Annotated in this window: 15 protein-coding genes and 1 pseudogene; 11 read left to right on the plus strand and 5 right to left on the minus strand. The window is 70.0% G+C overall.

The window, feature by feature from the left end:
- Nucleotides 1–945, minus strand: a 945-nt coding sequence (locus tag QR77_RS23515; RefSeq protein ID WP_040024119.1) for an HAD-IB family hydrolase, incomplete at its 3' end; no start/stop codon positions are given.
- A gap of 150 nt (nucleotides 946–1095) precedes the next feature.
- Here QR77_RS23515 and QR77_RS23520 point away from each other — a divergent pair.
- The 6 genes from QR77_RS23520 to hemB all read left to right on the plus strand — a co-directional run bounded on the left by QR77_RS23520 (nucleotide 1096) and on the right by hemB (nucleotide 7619).
- Nucleotides 1096–1371 carry a glutaredoxin family protein gene (locus QR77_RS23520; RefSeq protein ID WP_040024120.1) on the plus strand — a complete coding sequence of 92 codons (276 nt, stop codon included), beginning with the start codon at nucleotides 1096–1098 and terminating at the stop codon, nucleotides 1369–1371.
- Between the two features lie 275 nt (nucleotides 1372–1646).
- Nucleotides 1647–2411: a redox-sensing transcriptional repressor Rex gene (locus tag QR77_RS23525; RefSeq protein WP_040024121.1), complete on the plus strand. Its 765-nt coding sequence runs from the start codon at nucleotides 1647–1649 to the stop codon at nucleotides 2409–2411.
- Complete coding sequence (locus QR77_RS23530; RefSeq protein WP_040024122.1) at nucleotides 2408–3778, plus strand: glutamyl-tRNA reductase; 1371 nt, start codon at nucleotides 2408–2410, stop codon at nucleotides 3776–3778. Before QR77_RS23525 ends, QR77_RS23530 begins: the two co-directional genes overlap by 4 nt.
- Entirely contained in the window at nucleotides 3775–4752 is a 978-nt protein-coding gene (gene hemC / locus QR77_RS23535; RefSeq protein WP_040024123.1) for a hydroxymethylbilane synthase, read from the plus strand. The genes QR77_RS23530 and hemC overlap by 4 nt, the downstream gene beginning before the upstream one ends.
- Nucleotides 4749–6407 carry a bifunctional uroporphyrinogen-III C-methyltransferase/uroporphyrinogen-III synthase gene (locus QR77_RS23540; protein WP_040024124.1) on the plus strand — a complete coding sequence of 553 codons (1659 nt, stop codon included), beginning with the start codon at nucleotides 4749–4751 and terminating at the stop codon, nucleotides 6405–6407. Before hemC ends, QR77_RS23540 begins: the two co-directional genes overlap by 4 nt.
- A 216-nt stretch (nucleotides 6408–6623) precedes the next feature.
- Nucleotides 6624–7619, plus strand: a complete 996-nt coding sequence (gene hemB / locus QR77_RS23545) for a porphobilinogen synthase (RefSeq protein WP_052488999.1) — start codon at nucleotides 6624–6626, stop codon at nucleotides 7617–7619.
- Nucleotides 7620–7628: 9 nt separating this feature from the next.
- On the opposite strand, the pseudogene QR77_RS49825 reads toward hemB, so the two are convergent.
- Nucleotides 7629–7822: pseudogene (locus QR77_RS49825) on the minus strand (hypothetical protein); the annotation flags it as partial.
- A 75-nt stretch (nucleotides 7823–7897) separates the two neighbouring features.
- Nucleotides 7898–8662, minus strand: coding sequence for a DUF4232 domain-containing protein (locus QR77_RS23550; protein ID WP_040024126.1), 765 nt, complete (start codon nucleotides 8660–8662; stop codon nucleotides 7898–7900).
- 243 nt (nucleotides 8663–8905) lie between these two features.
- Between QR77_RS23550 and QR77_RS23555 the strand changes: the two genes are divergently transcribed.
- Nucleotides 8906–10243 carry a helix-turn-helix transcriptional regulator gene (locus QR77_RS23555; protein ID WP_040024127.1) on the plus strand — a complete coding sequence of 446 codons (1338 nt, stop codon included), beginning with the start codon at nucleotides 8906–8908 and terminating at the stop codon, nucleotides 10241–10243.
- A gap of 1 nt (nucleotide 10244) precedes the next feature.
- Here QR77_RS23555 and QR77_RS42360 read toward each other — a convergent pair whose 3' ends face one another.
- Entirely contained in the window at nucleotides 10245–11117 is an 873-nt protein-coding gene (locus QR77_RS42360) for an alpha/beta hydrolase (RefSeq protein WP_078877059.1), read from the minus strand.
- 6 nt (nucleotides 11118–11123) lie between these two features.
- Between QR77_RS42360 and QR77_RS49830 the strand changes: the two genes are divergently transcribed.
- The 4 genes from QR77_RS49830 to QR77_RS23575 all read left to right on the plus strand — a co-directional run bounded on the left by QR77_RS49830 (nucleotide 11124) and on the right by QR77_RS23575 (nucleotide 13402).
- Complete coding sequence (locus tag QR77_RS49830; protein ID WP_201778822.1) at nucleotides 11124–11456, plus strand: hypothetical protein; 333 nt, start codon at nucleotides 11124–11126, stop codon at nucleotides 11454–11456.
- Nucleotides 11457–11591: 135 nt separating this feature from the next.
- Nucleotides 11592–12674: a hypothetical protein gene (locus tag QR77_RS46035; RefSeq protein WP_040024128.1), complete on the plus strand. Its 1083-nt coding sequence runs from the start codon at nucleotides 11592–11594 to the stop codon at nucleotides 12672–12674.
- Between the two features lie 90 nt (nucleotides 12675–12764).
- Nucleotides 12765–12980 (plus strand): hypothetical protein, encoded by a 216-nt coding sequence (locus QR77_RS23570; protein ID WP_040024129.1) that lies wholly within the window; start codon nucleotides 12765–12767, stop codon nucleotides 12978–12980.
- Complete coding sequence (locus tag QR77_RS23575) at nucleotides 12977–13402, plus strand: PIN domain nuclease (RefSeq protein ID WP_040024130.1); 426 nt, start codon at nucleotides 12977–12979, stop codon at nucleotides 13400–13402. Before QR77_RS23570 ends, QR77_RS23575 begins: the two co-directional genes overlap by 4 nt.
- Nucleotides 13403–13470: 68 nt before the next feature.
- Here QR77_RS23575 and argS read toward each other — a convergent pair whose 3' ends face one another.
- Entirely contained in the window at nucleotides 13471–15237 is a 1767-nt protein-coding gene (gene argS / locus QR77_RS23580; RefSeq protein WP_040024131.1) for an arginine--tRNA ligase, read from the minus strand.
- Between the last annotated feature and the right edge of the window lie 121 nt (nucleotides 15238–15358).

Genomic DNA, 15358 nt, shown 5'->3' on the forward strand with positions numbered 1-15358 from the left:
GCGGTGGATGGCCACGGCGGCCACCGTGCCGCCCGCGAGGGCGCCCACCCCGGCGGCGGCCGGGATGCCGACCTTGGCCGCCTTGCGGCCCGTACGGTAGTCGCGCAGCCGCCACTCCAGCCGCCGCGCGTGCTTGCGGAGCTTGGCGTCCGGGTTGATGGCGTACGGATGTCCGACGAGCGAGAGCATCGGGATGTCGTTGTGCGAGTCGCTGTACGCGGCGCAGCGGTTCAGGTCGAAGCCCTCGGCGGCGGCGAGCGCGCGTACGGCCTCGGCCTTGGCGGGGCCGTGCAGCGGTTCGCCGACGAGCTTGCCCGTATAGACGCCGTCCACCGATTCGGCGACGGTGCCGAGGGCGCCGGTCAGGCCGAGCCTGCGGGCGATGATCGTCGCGGTCTCGACGGGGGCCGCGGTGACGAGCCAGACCTGTTGTCCCGCGTCGAGGTGGGCCTGCGCGAGGGCGCGGGTGCCGGGCCAGATGCGGTCGGCCATGTATTCGTCGTAGATCTCCTCGCCGATGGACATCAGCTCGGAGACGCGGTGGCCCTTGACGATGGACAGCGCGCTGTCGCGGGCGTCCTGCATGTGCTCGGGGTCCTCGACCCCGGCGAGCCTGAACCAGGCCTGCTGCCAGGCGAACCTGACGAGTTCACGGCGCTGGAAGAACTTGCGCTTGTAGAGACCGCGACCGAAGTGGAAGATCGCGGCGCCCTGCATGACGGTGTTGTCGAGATCGAAGAATGCTGCGGCGCGTTCGTCCCCGAACACGGGGAAGTCCGGTACTTCGGCGGTCCGGCCGGCGCCCTGGGCGTCGACTCCGCGCTCCAGTGAGTCCTTCGACTCCTGTGTGGACTTGAGCCCCGCCTCGGCTGCGGCCTCGCCTGCCAGCACGCTCCGGGGTGTCGCGGAACGTTTACGGGGAGTGAGCCATCCTGGTGCGGCCATGTCGTGAGCATAGCCAGTCTGTTCGGCCGTTCCTGACGCGCCGGGACTACGTGACGTGAACTCTCCACGACCGGTGTGTTAATCCGGCGATAGGTGGGTGGCTGTGGATGACCGGCCACAACGATCCGCCGCGGGGCGGAGAATGGCGCCATGAGTCCTTTGCTGCGGCGTACGAGGAAAAAGGCCGTCGACCGGATGGTGACGCTCGTCTCCAAACCGGGCTGCCATCTCTGTGACGATGCGCGCACGGTGGTGGAGACGGTGTGTGCGGAGACGGGAGCGAAATGGGAGGAAAAGGACATAATGCTCGATGAGGAGCTCCATCGTCAGTACTGGGAGCAGATTCCGGTGGTCCTGATCGACGGTGAGCAGCACACCTTCTGGCGGGTGGATCCCGATCGGCTCCGTCGCGAACTGGGGGACTGAGCGAAAAGGTGGTTACCATCGTGGGCGCTTTGCTGCGGTCTCGGGGGGCGTATTCGTGAGGAGTGTGTCCCGTCTTGCCCCCTTCGTGTATGCGACAGGCTGACCCGGTCGGTGGTTCCATCACCGCGGGATCAGGGCGCGTGACCCCGGTCACTTTGCTCGGACAAAGCGGACACAATCTTTGTGCACGCGTTCACAAAGACATAGCCTGCATTCGACGGGGCGGTCCTGGAACATACGGCCGCCTGCAGCCTCGCTCATCCCGCAGGAGCACCGTGGCAACTGGCCGAACTCACCGACCGGCGACCCGTAGCCGAGGAATCCCCGAGGCCACAGTCGCCAGGCTTCCGCTGTATCTGCGGGCGCTCACCGGGCTTTCCGAGCGTTCCGTACCCACTGTGTCGTCCGAGGAACTCGCGACCGCCGCCGGCGTCAACTCAGCGAAGCTGCGCAAGGACTTCTCCTACCTCGGCTCCTACGGGACCCGCGGCGTGGGCTACGACGTCGAATACCTCGTCTACCAGATCTCCCGTGAGCTGGGGCTGACCCAGGACTGGCCGGTCGTCATCGTCGGGATCGGTAACCTCGGGGCGGCGCTCGCCAATTACGGCGGGTTCGCCTCCCGCGGCTTCCGGGTCGCCGCGCTGATAGACGCCGATCCGACGATGGCCGGGAAGCCGGTCGCCGGGATCCCCGTCCAGCACACGGACGAGCTGGAGAAGATCATCAGCGACAACGGTGTCTCCATCGGGGTCATCGCGACCCCGGCCGGAGCGGCCCAGCAGGTCTGCGAGCGCCTGGTCGCCGCCGGTGTCACCTCGATCCTCAACTTCGCGCCGACCGTGCTCTCCGTGCCCGAGGGCGTGGACGTGCGGAAGGTCGACCTCTCGATCGAGCTCCAGATCCTCGCCTTCCACGAGCAGCGCAAGGCGGGCGAGGACGCGGCGCTGGGCGCCGCAGGCCCGCCCGCCGGGCGGCCGGGCGGACCTCCGAGCCGGAAGGGACCCGACGGGGACATGCCCGCGGTGATGCCGGCATGAGTCTTCTGGTCGTCGGGCTGAGCCACCGCAGCGCGCCGGTGAGCGTGCTGGAGCGGGCGTCGCTGTCCACGGACGCGCAGGTCAAGCTGTTGCAGGACTCGCTGGCCGCCGAACCGGCCGCCGAGGCCACGGTCCTCGCCACCTGCAACCGCATCGAGCTGTACGCGGACGTCGACAAGTTCCACGCCGGGGTCGCCGAGCTGTCCATGCTGCTCGCCCAGCACAGCGAGGTCGACCTCGAAGAGCTGACCCCGTACCTCTACGTGCACTACGAGGACCGCGCGGCCCACCATCTCTTCTCGGTGGCCTGCGGACTCGACTCGATGGTCGTCGGCGAAGGCCAGATCATCGCCCAGATCAAGGACGCGCTGGCGCTGGGCCAGGAGCTGCACACCGCGGGACGGATGCTCAACGACCTGTTCCAGCAGGCGCTGCGGGTCGGCAAGCGGGCCCACAGCGAGACCGGCATCGACCGGGCGGGACAGTCGCTCGTCACCTTCGGCCTCGAACAGCTCGCCGCGGGCGCGGCCGTGGAGTCCTGGGCCAAGGAGAAGCGCGCGCTGGTCATCGGCGCGGGGTCCATGTCCTCGCTGGCCGCCGCGACCCTCGCCAGGGCCGGTGTCGCCGAGATCGTCGTCGCCAACCGGACGACCGCGCGCGCCGAGCGCCTCGTACAGATCCTCACCCAGCCCGGCGGTACGGGCGTCGCCGCCCGCGCCGTCGAGATGGACGCCGTCGGGAGCGAACTGGCACGGGCGGACGTGGTCGTGTCCTGCACGGGAGCGACGGGTCTGGTGCTGAGCGCCGACGCCGTCGAGTCCGCGGTGGGCGCCCGTACGGCACCGGGCCGCAAAGGCCCGCTCGCCCTGCTCGACCTCGCCATGCCCCGGGACATCGACGCGGCCGTGCACCGCGTCGGCGGCGTCCGGATCGTCGACATCGAGTCGCTCGCCGAAGCCTCGGCCGACGCGCCGATGGCCGCCGACGTCGACCGGGTCCGCACCATCGTCTCCGACGAAGTGGCCGCCTTCGGTGCCGCGCAGCGCGCCGCTCACATCACTCCGACCGTGGTCGCACTGCGCGCCATGGCCGCCGAAGTGGTCAGCAGCGAGGTCGCGCGCCTCGAAGGCCGGCTCCCCGATCTTGACGACAAGGAGCGCTCCGAGATCACCCGGACCGTGCGCCGCGTCGTCGACAAGCTCCTGCACGCGCCCACCGTGCGGGTCAAGCAGCTTGCCAGCGAACCCGGCGGCGCCGGATACGCGGACGCACTGCGAGAACTCTTCGACCTCGACCCCCAGACGGTCGCCGCCGTCAGCCGGGCCGACCTGAATGACACCGATGGTGTAGGCAGAGGGCGAGTATGACCCAGAAGGCACTGAGGCCCGACCAGGCCTTGAGGCTCGGAACGAGACGCAGCAAACTCGCCATGGCCCAGTCCGGGCTCGTGGCGCGGGCGGTGCGGGAGCTGACCGGGCGGCCGGTGGAGCTCGTCGAGATCACTACGTACGGAGACACCTCGCGCGAGCACCTCGCGCAGATCGGCGGCACGGGCGTATTCGTCACCGCGCTGCGTGAAGCGCTGCTGCGCGGCGAGGTCGACTTCGCAGTCCACTCCCTCAAGGACCTGCCGACGGCCCGCCCGGAGGATCTGGCGCTGGCCGCCATACCCCGGCGCGAGGACCCGAGGGACGTCCTGATCGCACGGGACGGGCTGACGTTCGAGCGGCTGCCGCACGGAGCCAGGATCGGTACGGGCTCGCCACGCCGTACGGCCCAGCTCAACGCCCACGCCCGCGATCACGGCCTCGTCATCGAGACCGTCCCGATCAGGGGCAACATCGACACCCGGATCGGATACGTCCACAGCGGGGAGCTCGACGCCGTTGTGCTCGCCGCCGCCGGACTCCACCGTCTTGGCAGGACCGACGAGGTCACCGACTTCCTGTCGGCCGACACGGTCCTGCCCGCCCCCGGCCAGGGGGCCCTCGCAGTCGAGTGCGCCGCGGTCAATGTGGACCTCGCCGCTTCGCTCGCCGAGCTCGACGATCCGGACACCCGGATCGCCGTGACCGCCGAGCGTTCCCTGCTCGCCGCCCTGGAGGCCGGTTGCAGCGCACCTGTGGGTGCGCTGGCCGACCTGCTGGCCGAGGAGCAGGTTGTCAACGAGATGCGCCTGCGCGGCGTCGTCGGCACGACCGACGGCTCGACGCTGGTGCAGATGTCCATCACCGGTTCCGTACCCACGTCGCACAGCGACGCCGTCGCGCTCGGGCGCGAACTCGCGTCCGAGATGCTCGCCAAGGGTGCGGCCGGTCTTATGGGGGAGCGAGAACTTTGAGCCCCACCACCTCTGACCTTCCGGCCTACTTCGCATCGGGGCACGTCACCTTCCTCGGTGCCGGACCCGGAGATCCAGGTCTGCTGACACTTCGCGCCGTGGAGGCGCTCGCGGGTGCGGATGTACTGATCGCCGAGCCGGATGTGCTCGACGTCGTCCGTGGCCATGCGAGGGCGAGTGTGAGCACGCCCGCGCTGACGATCATTGACGATCTGTCAACAGCCGCCGGGATCCCCGCGATCAGGGATGCCGCCAATCTTGTCATGGAGGCAGCGAGGGGCGGCAAGCGGGTCGTCCGTGCGGTCACCGGTGACCCGGGGCTCGACGGCGACGCAGGCACGGAGATGCTCGCCTGCGCCACGGCGGGCATTCCCTTCGAGGTCGTGCCCGGTATCGCCGCCGCTGTCGGTGTGCCGGCGTATGCCGGGGTGCCGCTGCGCGACGCGCAGGGCACCGACGTACGCATCGTCGACGCCAGGACCGCCAGCGAGCGCTGTTGGACCGAGGTCGGTGCCAGTGACGGCACCGTCGTCGTCTCCACCACGCTCGAGTCGGTCGCGGGCGCCGCCGGTGAACTCGTCGCCGCCGGCCGCAAGCCGGACACCCCGATGACCGTCACCGTCGCCGGCACGACGACGCGCCAGCGCACCTGGACCGCCACCCTCGGCACCATCGCGCAGACGCTGAAGCACGCCAAGGTCCTGCCGTCGCCGGACGGACACCAGCCCGTCATAGCCGTCGTGGGCGAGCGCAGCTCGGCCGCCCAGCGCGACCAGCTCGCGTGGTTCGAGTCCAAGCCGCTCTTCGGCTGGAAGGTCCTCGTCCCGCGTACCAAGGAGCAGGCAGCTTCGCTCTCCGACCAGCTCAGGTCGTACGGCGCGGTGCCGCACGAGGTCCCGACCATCGCCGTGGAACCGCCGCGCACGCCCCAGCAGATGGAGCGCGCCGTCAAGGGCCTGGTCACCGGGCGCTACGAGTGGATCGCGTTCACCTCGGTCAACGCGGTGAAGGCGGTGCGGGAGAAGTTCGAGGAGTACGGTCTCGACGCCCGCGCCTTCGCCGGGATCAAGGTCGCGGCGGTCGGCGACCAGACCGCGGCCTCGCTGGTCGAGTTCGGCGTCAAGCCCGACCTCGTACCGAGCGGCGAGCAGTCGGCCGCCGGGCTGCTGGACGACTGGCCGCCGTACGACCCGGTCTTCGACCCGATCGACCGGGTGTTCCTGCCGCGCGCCGACATCGCCACCGAGACGCTGGTGGCGGGTCTGATCGAGCTGGGCTGGGAGGTCGACGACGTGACCGCGTACCGCACGGTACGGGCCTCGCCGCCGCCCGCCGACACCCGCGAGGCCATCAAGGGCGGCGGCTTCGACGCGGTGCTCTTCACCTCGTCGTCGACCGTGCGGAACCTGGTCGGTATCGCGGGCAAGCCGCACAACGTGACGGTGATCGCCTGTATCGGCCCCGCGACGGCGAAGACCGCCGAGGAGCACGGCCTGCGCGTCGACGTCCTGTCGCCCGAGCCGTCGGTGCACAAGCTCGCCGAGGCGCTCGCCACCTTCGGCGCGCAGCGCCGCGAGGCGGCCAAGGAGGCGGGCGAGACCGTCACCAGGCCGAGCGAGCGACGTCCCGGAAGCCGCAGACGGCGCACCACCTGAGCGGGTCGCGGTACTGACTCATGGTCCCGGCCGCTGTGGCGGCCGGGACCATCATCAGTCCCGGCTCACGCGCACCTGAATCACGCAGACGTGAAGCGTGCAGACTTGAAGCACGCACGTGAAGCACGCATACGTGAATTACGCATACGTGAATTACGCATACGTGAATTACGCATACGTGAATGACGCACCTGACGACGCAAGAGGCCACTGACGATGACTGTGTACGGCTCTTTCCCCGCTTCGCGCCCGCGCCGGCTGCGGGTGAATCCCGCGATGCGGCGGATGGTCGCCGAGACCCGGCTCCACCCGGCGGACCTGATCCTCCCCGCCTTCGTACGGGAGGGAGTCGCCGAGCCCGTCCCCATCTCGGCGATGCCGGGGGTCGTCCAGCACTCCCTGGACAGCCTGCGCAGGGCCGCGGCCGAGGCGGTCGCCGCCGGCGTCTCGGGGATCATGCTCTACGGCGTTCCCGAGGACGCCAAGAAGGACGCCGTCGGGACGGCCGGCACCGACCCCGACGGAATCCTCCAGGCCGGGATCCGCGCAGTGCGGGAGGAGGTCGGCGACGAGCTGATCGTCATGTCCGACCTGTGCCTCGACGAGTACACGGACCACGGCCACTGCGGTGTGCTGGACCAGCAGGGCCGGGTCGACAACGACGCGACGCTGGAGCGGTACGCGGAAATGGCGCAGGTCCAGGCCGACGCCGGGGCCCACATGGTGGGCGCCAGCGGCATGATGGACGGCCAGATCGGCGTCACCCGCGAGGCGCTCGACGCCATCGGCAGGGAGGACGTGTCGATCCTCGCGTACACGGCGAAGTACTCGTCGGCCTTCTACGGCCCCTTCAGGGAGGCCGTCGGCTCCTCGCTCAAGGGCGACCGCAAGACGTACCAGCAGGACCCCGCCAACGCGCGCGAGGCGATGCGCGAGCTGGCGCTCGACCTGGAGGAGGGCGCCGACATGGTGATGGTCAAGCCCGCCCTGCCGTACCTGGACATCCTGGCGCGCATCGCCGACGAGGCGAACGTGCCGGTCGCCGCGTACCAGATCTCCGGCGAGTTCGCGATGATCGAGGCGGCGGCCGAGAAGGGCTGGATCGACCGCGACGCCGCGATCATGGAGACCCTGACGGGGATCAAGCGCGCGGGCGCGGGCACGATCCTGACGTACTGGGCGACGGAGGTCGCACAGAAGCTGGGGCGCTGAGACTGGCCGCTGCTGTGCCTCGAAGGCTGTGTTCTCGCCGCTGTAGATGATGTCGGCGCCGGGGCCCGCGATCATCGCGGGGACGGCCATGATGCCGCCGTCGACGTGGTCGGCGCTCTGTGACGCCGCCCAGGCCCCCGTACGTTCCAGACAGTGGTGGGGTGTCCGGCGCGTACGAAGGCGGCGGCGAGCGCGGAGCCCATCGTGCCGAGGCCGAGGACGAGGACGGTCACCGGGGTGAGGGTGGAGGTTGAGCGTCCCCGGAGTTGCCGGGCGCTTCACCAGGTGAGCGCGAGGTCCATGGTGCTCTGCCAGTAGCTGACGGCCGCGCTGTCGTCGATGTGGGAGCCGGCCGGGAGGCTGAGCGTGGTGCCGTCGCCGACCGAGCCCTCTCCGTCGCGGGCCGCGAAGAAGACGCCGAGCTGCTTGGCGGTACGGCCGTGGGTGCCGCTGCCGTCGCCCGAGGACATGAGGATCGAGGCGTAGGCGGTCTGGCCGGGGGAGAGGCTGACCACGGCCTGCGGGACGCTCTCGCGTATGACCTGGGTGGCGGCCTGGTCCTGGTCGAAGCGCAGGAACGGGGCGTTGTACGCGTCGCAGGTCTTGCTGCCGGTGTTGGTGGCCGTCAGCAGCATGTGGTTGATGGGACGCTCGACCTTCACGACGGCGAGCTTGACGGAGCCGGCGCCGCAGGACGAAGTGGCGCTGCTGCTCCCGTTGCCGCTGCCCTTGCCGGTCTTGCTGCCGCCGCTGCTCTTGCTTCCCGTGCTGACCTTGCTGCCCGAGCCGCCTGCCTGCTGCGTGCCGCTGTTGCCGGAGCCGTTCTTCTGCGGGGCCTGCGTGCCGGCCGCGTCGGGCGCGGTGTCCGTCTTCTTCGTGTCAGCGGCGGTCGTGGTCGCCGGGGTGCCGGTGGTGGAGATCTTGGCCGCTCCGGCTCCCCCGGCGTCCTGTACGCCCTCGCCGTTTCCGCAAGCGGTGAGGGCGAGGGTGGAGAGGAGCGCGGTGGCGGTGAGGGCGGCGGCGCGGTTACGGATGCTGCGCATGGCGGATTCTCCTGAGGGTGAGGGCGGGTTCCGAAAGTGGTGGAAGCGGGCGGGAAGGCTGATCGCCTGACAGGTGATCAGTGCCGTTCGTCCGGCGCTGCACCTACCTTGCGGGGCGGGGCCGAACGGCGGCAATCCACAAGGGACAATGGGGGATGCTGGAACGCTTGAACATGCCCTGACCTGGGAGTGCACGCTCTCCCTGGAACGCGTTCCTGGAATACACACGGAGGGAACCAGCGGGTGGCGAGTACCGAGGCCGAGGCTTTCGCTGAGCTTCTGAGGGATCTGAAGGACCGCTCGGGGCGCAGCTACGGTGTCCTCGCCGGGAAGCTGCACGTGAGTACGTCCACGCTGCACCGTTACTGCAACGGGGACGCCGTGCCCGCTGAGTTCGGCTCTGTGGAACGGCTGGCGCGGCTGTGCGGTGCGACGAGCGGCGAACTCCTGGAGCTGCACCGGCGGTGGATCATCGCGGACGAGGCGAGACGCAGGGCGCGGGTGGACAAGGCCGACAAGGCGGCCCCGGAGGCGGAGCCCGTACCGGAGCCCGAGCCCGAGCCCGTACCGGTGCCCGTATCCGTATCCGCTTCGGAGTCCGTACCCGCTTCGGAGCCCGAGCCGCTGCCCGTCGTGGATTCCGAAGCCGAGGCCGAGCCGGGCGCGCCTGCCCGGCCCAGGGTGAAGCGCCTCCGGTTCCTGCTCGCCGCCGTCGCCGTGGTGGCCGTCGCTGTCCCCGCCGTCGTCTTCGGCAGCCGGATGGCCGGGCACCCCGCCGACGCGTCATCCGTCGCGGGAGGGCGTCAGGCGCGCGACGCGTCGCCGGGGCCTTCCGCCTCCCACAAGAAGGCGTCGCCGTCACCGTCGCCGTCCGTCTCGGCCTCCCGGTCCGGGAGCCCGAGCCCGTCGGTCACGCCCTCCCCGAGCGGGTCGCCCGCCGCCGGACACGCGTCAGGTGGCGGCGGTAAGGGGACGGGCAGCGCGGTCCCGGTGACCGTGGACACCCTGCCGTACGCCTTCGAGGACCCGTGCAGCCAGCACTACCTGATCAACCGGTCTGCGGACACCGTCCCGCCGCCACCCTCCGAGCAGGACGCGCCGACCTGGGTCGGCGCGCTCGGCGGGGTCGCGAGCGGCGGCCAGTACATCGCACTGACCGTGCAGGGGACCGGCAGCGAGACCGTGGTCCTCCAGTCGCTGCACGTGCACGTCGTGAGCACGGAAGCGCCGCTCGCCTGGACGGACTACGCGATGGGGGTCGGCTGCGGCGGGGCCGTCAACACGAAGTTCTTCAAAGTGAACCTGGACGCGGGCCGGCCCAGCGCCGTAGCGGGCGCGCAGCAGCGGGACTTCCCCTACAAGGTGAGCGAGTCCGACCCCGAAGTCTTCTACGTCCAGGCGGACACGTCGGCTCACTACGTGAACTGGTATCTGGAGCTTGACTGGTCCAGCGGCGACCGGCAGGGCACGCTGCGGGTGGACGACGGGGGCAAACCGTTCAGGACGAGCGGCTCCCAGGGCCGCCCGGCGTACGAGTACTGGGGCGGCGACACGGGCTGGGAGATCGCCCAGAAGGGGTGACTCATCCCGGCAGGCCCGGCCCGGAATCCGGGTCCGGCCCCGGGCCGGGCGCGGAGTCGGAATCGGAATCGGCACCGGGGCCGGACCCGGTGAGTGCGGCGGCGACGACCGCGGCCGGATTGTCGCGGTACACCGAGTGGCCGGCGCCCGCCACCACCGACCAGTCGAAGTCCCGCTTGACCCGCCGGAGGCGTTCGCCCTCCCCGCTTGTGAACGCGGGGTCGTTGCGCGGGTCGGCGGCCAGCACCGTGACCGGGCAGCCGGTCCCGGCGAGCGTCTTCTCGTACGACCACGGGAAGTTGTGCCGCAGGAAGCTTTCGGCGACATACGGACTCGTCTGTCGCGCCGCCTCGGCCTTCAGGAAGGCGTCCTCCGGGTGCCAGCCGGGGTTGGCGCGCAGGAGCGCCCCGGGATCTGTGACGCGCAGTTCGGCGTGTGTCTCGCGTACGAGGTCGTCGAGTCCCTCGTCGAGGGTGATGACGGGGTCGACGAGCAACAGGCGTTCCGTCCAGCCCGGCGCGGTGGCCGCCGCCGCCGCCGTGGCGACGACTCCGCCCAGCGAGTGCCCGACCACCAGGTCCCAGCCGGCGGCCCCCGGCGGTGTCAGGGCCAGTACGTCGGCGGCGAACCCGGCGATGTCGTAGCGCCGGGTGCGTGGTGCGTGACCGTGGCCCCTGAGGTCGGGGGCGCTGACCGACCAGCCGGCACATGCCAGTTCGTCGGCCACCCGCCACCAGCAGGCCGCCGACGAGGTCAGTCCGTGCAGAAGCAGGGCCTGCCGGACCGGCGCCCGAGGGTGGTCCTGGAGGTGCGCCGGTTCCCATCGCAGTACGGGCAGGCGCACGGTCGTGGGGGACAGCTCTGACCGGTTCATGGCCGCATGCAACCACACGGCGGGTGCGGCCGGGCCACCGCCGTCGTCCTCAACGGGCTGACGCTCGGCACCCTGTGGGGCATGCCGCCGGCCACCTTCGTCGACGAACGGCTCGGCTGGCGCGCCGTGTTCTGGATCATCTCCGCACTGACAGTCGTCGCCGCGCTCCGGGCGCTCGCCGGATGCCCGAGTTCGCTCCGGGGGAGCGATCACCGCAGGTCGTCCCGGGGCTTGAGTGCCGGGTTCCGGGCCTCGGGTTTCGGGCTCCGGGTCTCGGGCCCTTCTTCAGTGGAGTGGGTGGTAGGGGGAAACCACCCTCCCTACCGAGACCCCCGCTGACGAGGAGAGATGGCTTTGTGTGACCGGCTTGCGCCAGAGCGTATTGACCGTTTAGCGTTCGGGACGTAAAGCAGCCCCGGCCGGTGCTACCAACACCGAACCGAGGCCTGACCAACGCATCGACGGAGCTCGACCGTGGCTTACGACAACTTTAGTGCTGCCCTGCGCACTCCCGCACATCCCCTGGCCAAGCCGGGGTACGGAAAGCGGAACGCGCCCGACCAACACCCGCGCGGCGAAGCGGATTTCGCACACCTGCGCACGAGGGAAGCGGCCGTCGCCGCGTACATCGACCGGCTGCCGGAGGGCACGGCGATCGGCTACAAGGCGCTGGCCGCGCACATCGCTGACTACGGTCAGCAGGCGTGCGGCAAGGCCCTCAACTTCCTTTCCGACGCGGGCCACTTACGCCGGATCAAGGAACACCTCCAGTTGGACGACAACACGTTCCGCTGGGTGACGCACACCTTCTTCTCCCGGACGCCGAGGGAGGACGACTGGTGGAGGCGCCTGGTTGACGGCATGCGCGGCATCGACCTCACCGAGCAGGAACGGGAGGCGCGGCAGGCGCGGGAGGCGATCGAGACGGCGTTGGGCGCGGGTGCGCCGGGTGCGCCGGATGCGCCGCCGGTCCCGGACTCCCCGGCGCCCGTACCCGTACCCGTACCCGCACCTGCTCCCGAGCCCGAGCCCGAGCCCGAGCCCGAGCGCGCGTCCGCGCCCGTGACCTCCACCGCCTATCGCGCGCTCCAGCGGCTCGGCCGCGCCGAACCCCGTATGACGCTGTCCGCCGCCGAGTGCGCCGCCCTGGAACCGCTGGCCGCGCAGTGGCTGGCGCGCGGTGCGAGCCAGGAACACCTCACGCGCTCGCTGACCGAGGGGCTGCCGCACCCCCTGCACAGTCCGGGCGCGATCGCCCGGACACGACTGGAGAAGAAAATGCCACCCGAGCCCATTCAGGAGCGTGCCCACGTGAACTACGCGGTGATGGTCTGCGCGAGCTGCGAAGTCCCCGACAACGTCTCCCCGCTGACCAGGGGCATCTGCGACGACTGCCGCGAAGACATGTCCGCCTACGAAGCGGCCGAGGAGGCGGAGGTGACCCCGGGCCACGTCCCCGACACCTTCCGCCGCGTCCCGGCCCAGGTGGACACCGCCCGCCGCGCCGACGAGGCGCGGGCGGCCGGGGGGCTGAGGTCCCGCGCCTCCGGGCGCTGACCCGCCCTGCGCGGAGCTCCCGCAATACAGATCGCAACAAACTATCGTAGAGGTGGATCCGTGATTTCTTGCATCGAAAGGCGGCCAGTCATGGCGCGCGTCACTGTCGAGATCGATGAGGAGTTCCTCGCCGACATCCGTGCCAGATTCCGTGTGGAGACGGACGAGGCCGCTGTCCGGGCTGCCGTGGTGGATGCGGCGAAGTACCAGCGGCGTCAGGAGTTTTTTGACGCGATTGACAGCGGAACGGTCGACCTGACCTACGATTCGCGGAACGATCACGGACACGGTAGGTCAGCGGCGTGAGTGATCGCTACCTGGTCGACAAGTCCGCGCTCGCCCGGCGCGGCAAGCCGGCCGTCCGGGAAGTTTTCGCGGATCTTCATCAACGGGGTCTGCTGTGCATCAGTGGCGCAGTGGCTGTAGAGATCCTGTACTCCGCCAGAAACGGGGCCGAAGCGGGATGGATGCGGCGCTGGTTATCCGGATTCGACTACCTCCCGTGTCCGGACGAGGTCTGGGATACCGCCTTGGAGACTCAACGCAAGGCGACCGAGCGAGGGAACCACAGGGCGCTGTCCCTCGCAGACCTACTGATCGCGTCCACCGCCGAGCGGCACAAGGTCACGGTCCTGCACTACGACGAGGACTACGACCAGATCGCTGAGATCACGGGCTATCCGAGCCGCTGGGTGGCAGAACCAGGGACGGCGGACACGAAGGGGTAGGGCGGAACGGACGCCGGGTTGGGCGTTGTCCCGCCCCTCCCGGCGTCCGGTCGGTCAGGTCCAGAGGGTCAGAGGCTGTCGGGGGCGCGGATGCCCAGGAGTTCCAGGCCCTGGCGGAGTGTGCGTGCCGTGATGTCGCAGAAGAAGAGGCGGTTCTCCGTCACGGCCGGCGGGTTGTTCTCGTCCAGCGCCTTGCACTGGTCGTAGAACGTCGAGAAGTGCGAGGCCAGTTGGTACAGGTACGCGGCGAGCTTGTGCGGCTCGTACGTCGACACGACCTCCGCCAGCGTCTCGCCGAACTGGTCGACGAACAGCCCCAACGCCCGCTCCGCCGGAGCGAGTTCCAGCTCCGGGTGGGCAACCGGCCGGGCGTCGCCCGCCCTGCGCAGGATCGACCGGGCGCGCGCGTACGCGTACTGGAGGTACACGCTCGTGTCGCCGGTGAGCGAGACCATCTGGTCGAGGTCGAACTTGTAGTCGCGGCTCGCCGACGTCGACAGGTCCGCGTACTTCACGGCGCCGATCCCGACCTGGACACCGCGCTCGGCGATCTCCGGCTCCGAGAGCTGCTCCCGCTTGTCCTTCTCGCGCACGACGGCCGTGGCCCGCTCGACCGCCTCGTCCAGCAGGTCCACCAGCCGTACGGTCTCGCCCTCACGGGTCTTGAACGGCTTGCCGTCCTTGCCGAGGACCGTGCCGAAGGCCAACTGGACCGCCTTGACACCGTCGCCCAGCCAGCCCGCCCTGCGCGCCGTCTCGAAGACCATCTTGAAGTGCAGCGCCTGCCGGGCGTCCACCACGTACAGCAGGGTCGTCGCGTCCAGGTTCCGCACCCGGTCGCGGATCGCCGAGAGGTCCGTGGCGGCGTAGCCGTACCCGCCGTTGCTCTTCTTCACGATCAGCGGTACGGGATCGCCGTCCGGGCCCTTGACGTCGTCGAAGAAGACACACAGCGCGCCCTCGGAGCGGACGGCGACGCCCGTCTCCTCCAGGATCCGGCAGGTCTCTTCGAGCATGTCGTTGTAGCCGGACTCACCGACGATGTCCTCGTCGTGGATCTCCATGTCCAGCTTGTCGAAGACGGAGTAGAAGTAGATCTTCGACTCGTCCACGAACCGCTGCCAGTGCGCCCGCGTCTGCTCGTCGCCCGACTGGAGCGCCACCACCCGGTCACGCGCGCGTTCCTTGAACTCCTGGTCGGAGTCGAAGGCGGCACGCGACGCCTTGTAGATACGGTCGAGGGCCGACATGGCGCTCTCGCCGTCGACCGCCCCGTCCTCGTGGTCCAGCTCGTGCGGGTGCTCGATCAGGTACTGGATGAGCATCCCGTACTGGGTGCCCCAGTCGCCGATGTGATGGCGCCTGATCACCTTCTCGCCGGTGAACTCCAGCAGCTCGACCATCGCGGCGCCGATCACGGCGGACCGGAGGTGGCCGACGTGCATCTCCTTCGCGACGTTCGGCTGCGCGTAGTCGATGACGGTCGTGCCCGGCTGCTCCGCGTACGGCACACCCAGCCGCTCGTCGGCGGCGCGGGCCGCGAGGGTCTCGGTGATCGCCCGGTCGGTGACGGTGACATTGAGGAAGCCGGGTCCGGACACCTCGATGTCCTTGATCACGTCATTGGCGGCGAGGGCCGCGACGACCCGCGTCGCCAGCTCACGCGGATTGCCCTTGAGCTGCTTCGCCAGCGCCAGGATCCCGTTGGCCTGGAAGTCCGCCCGGTCGCTTCGTCGCAGCAGCGGGTCGGCGGCACCGGCCTGCGGCAGAGCCGCCGACAGGGCGTCCGCGATGCGCTGATCGACGGTCGAAGCGAGGGAAGTGACCGGAGCCATGGGATCGGTGCCATTCCTGTTGTGGGGTGAGGTGTGCTGAGTCAGGTCTGTTGGACGGGTGGCCAATCGTCCTCAGTATCCCATGGGGCAACAAGTCGTTTTCGCATCGCCGGACGGACCT

It is taken from the genome of Streptomyces sp. 150FB (genome assembly GCF_000818195.1).
Lineage (GTDB): Bacteria > Actinomycetota > Actinomycetes > Streptomycetales > Streptomycetaceae > Streptomyces.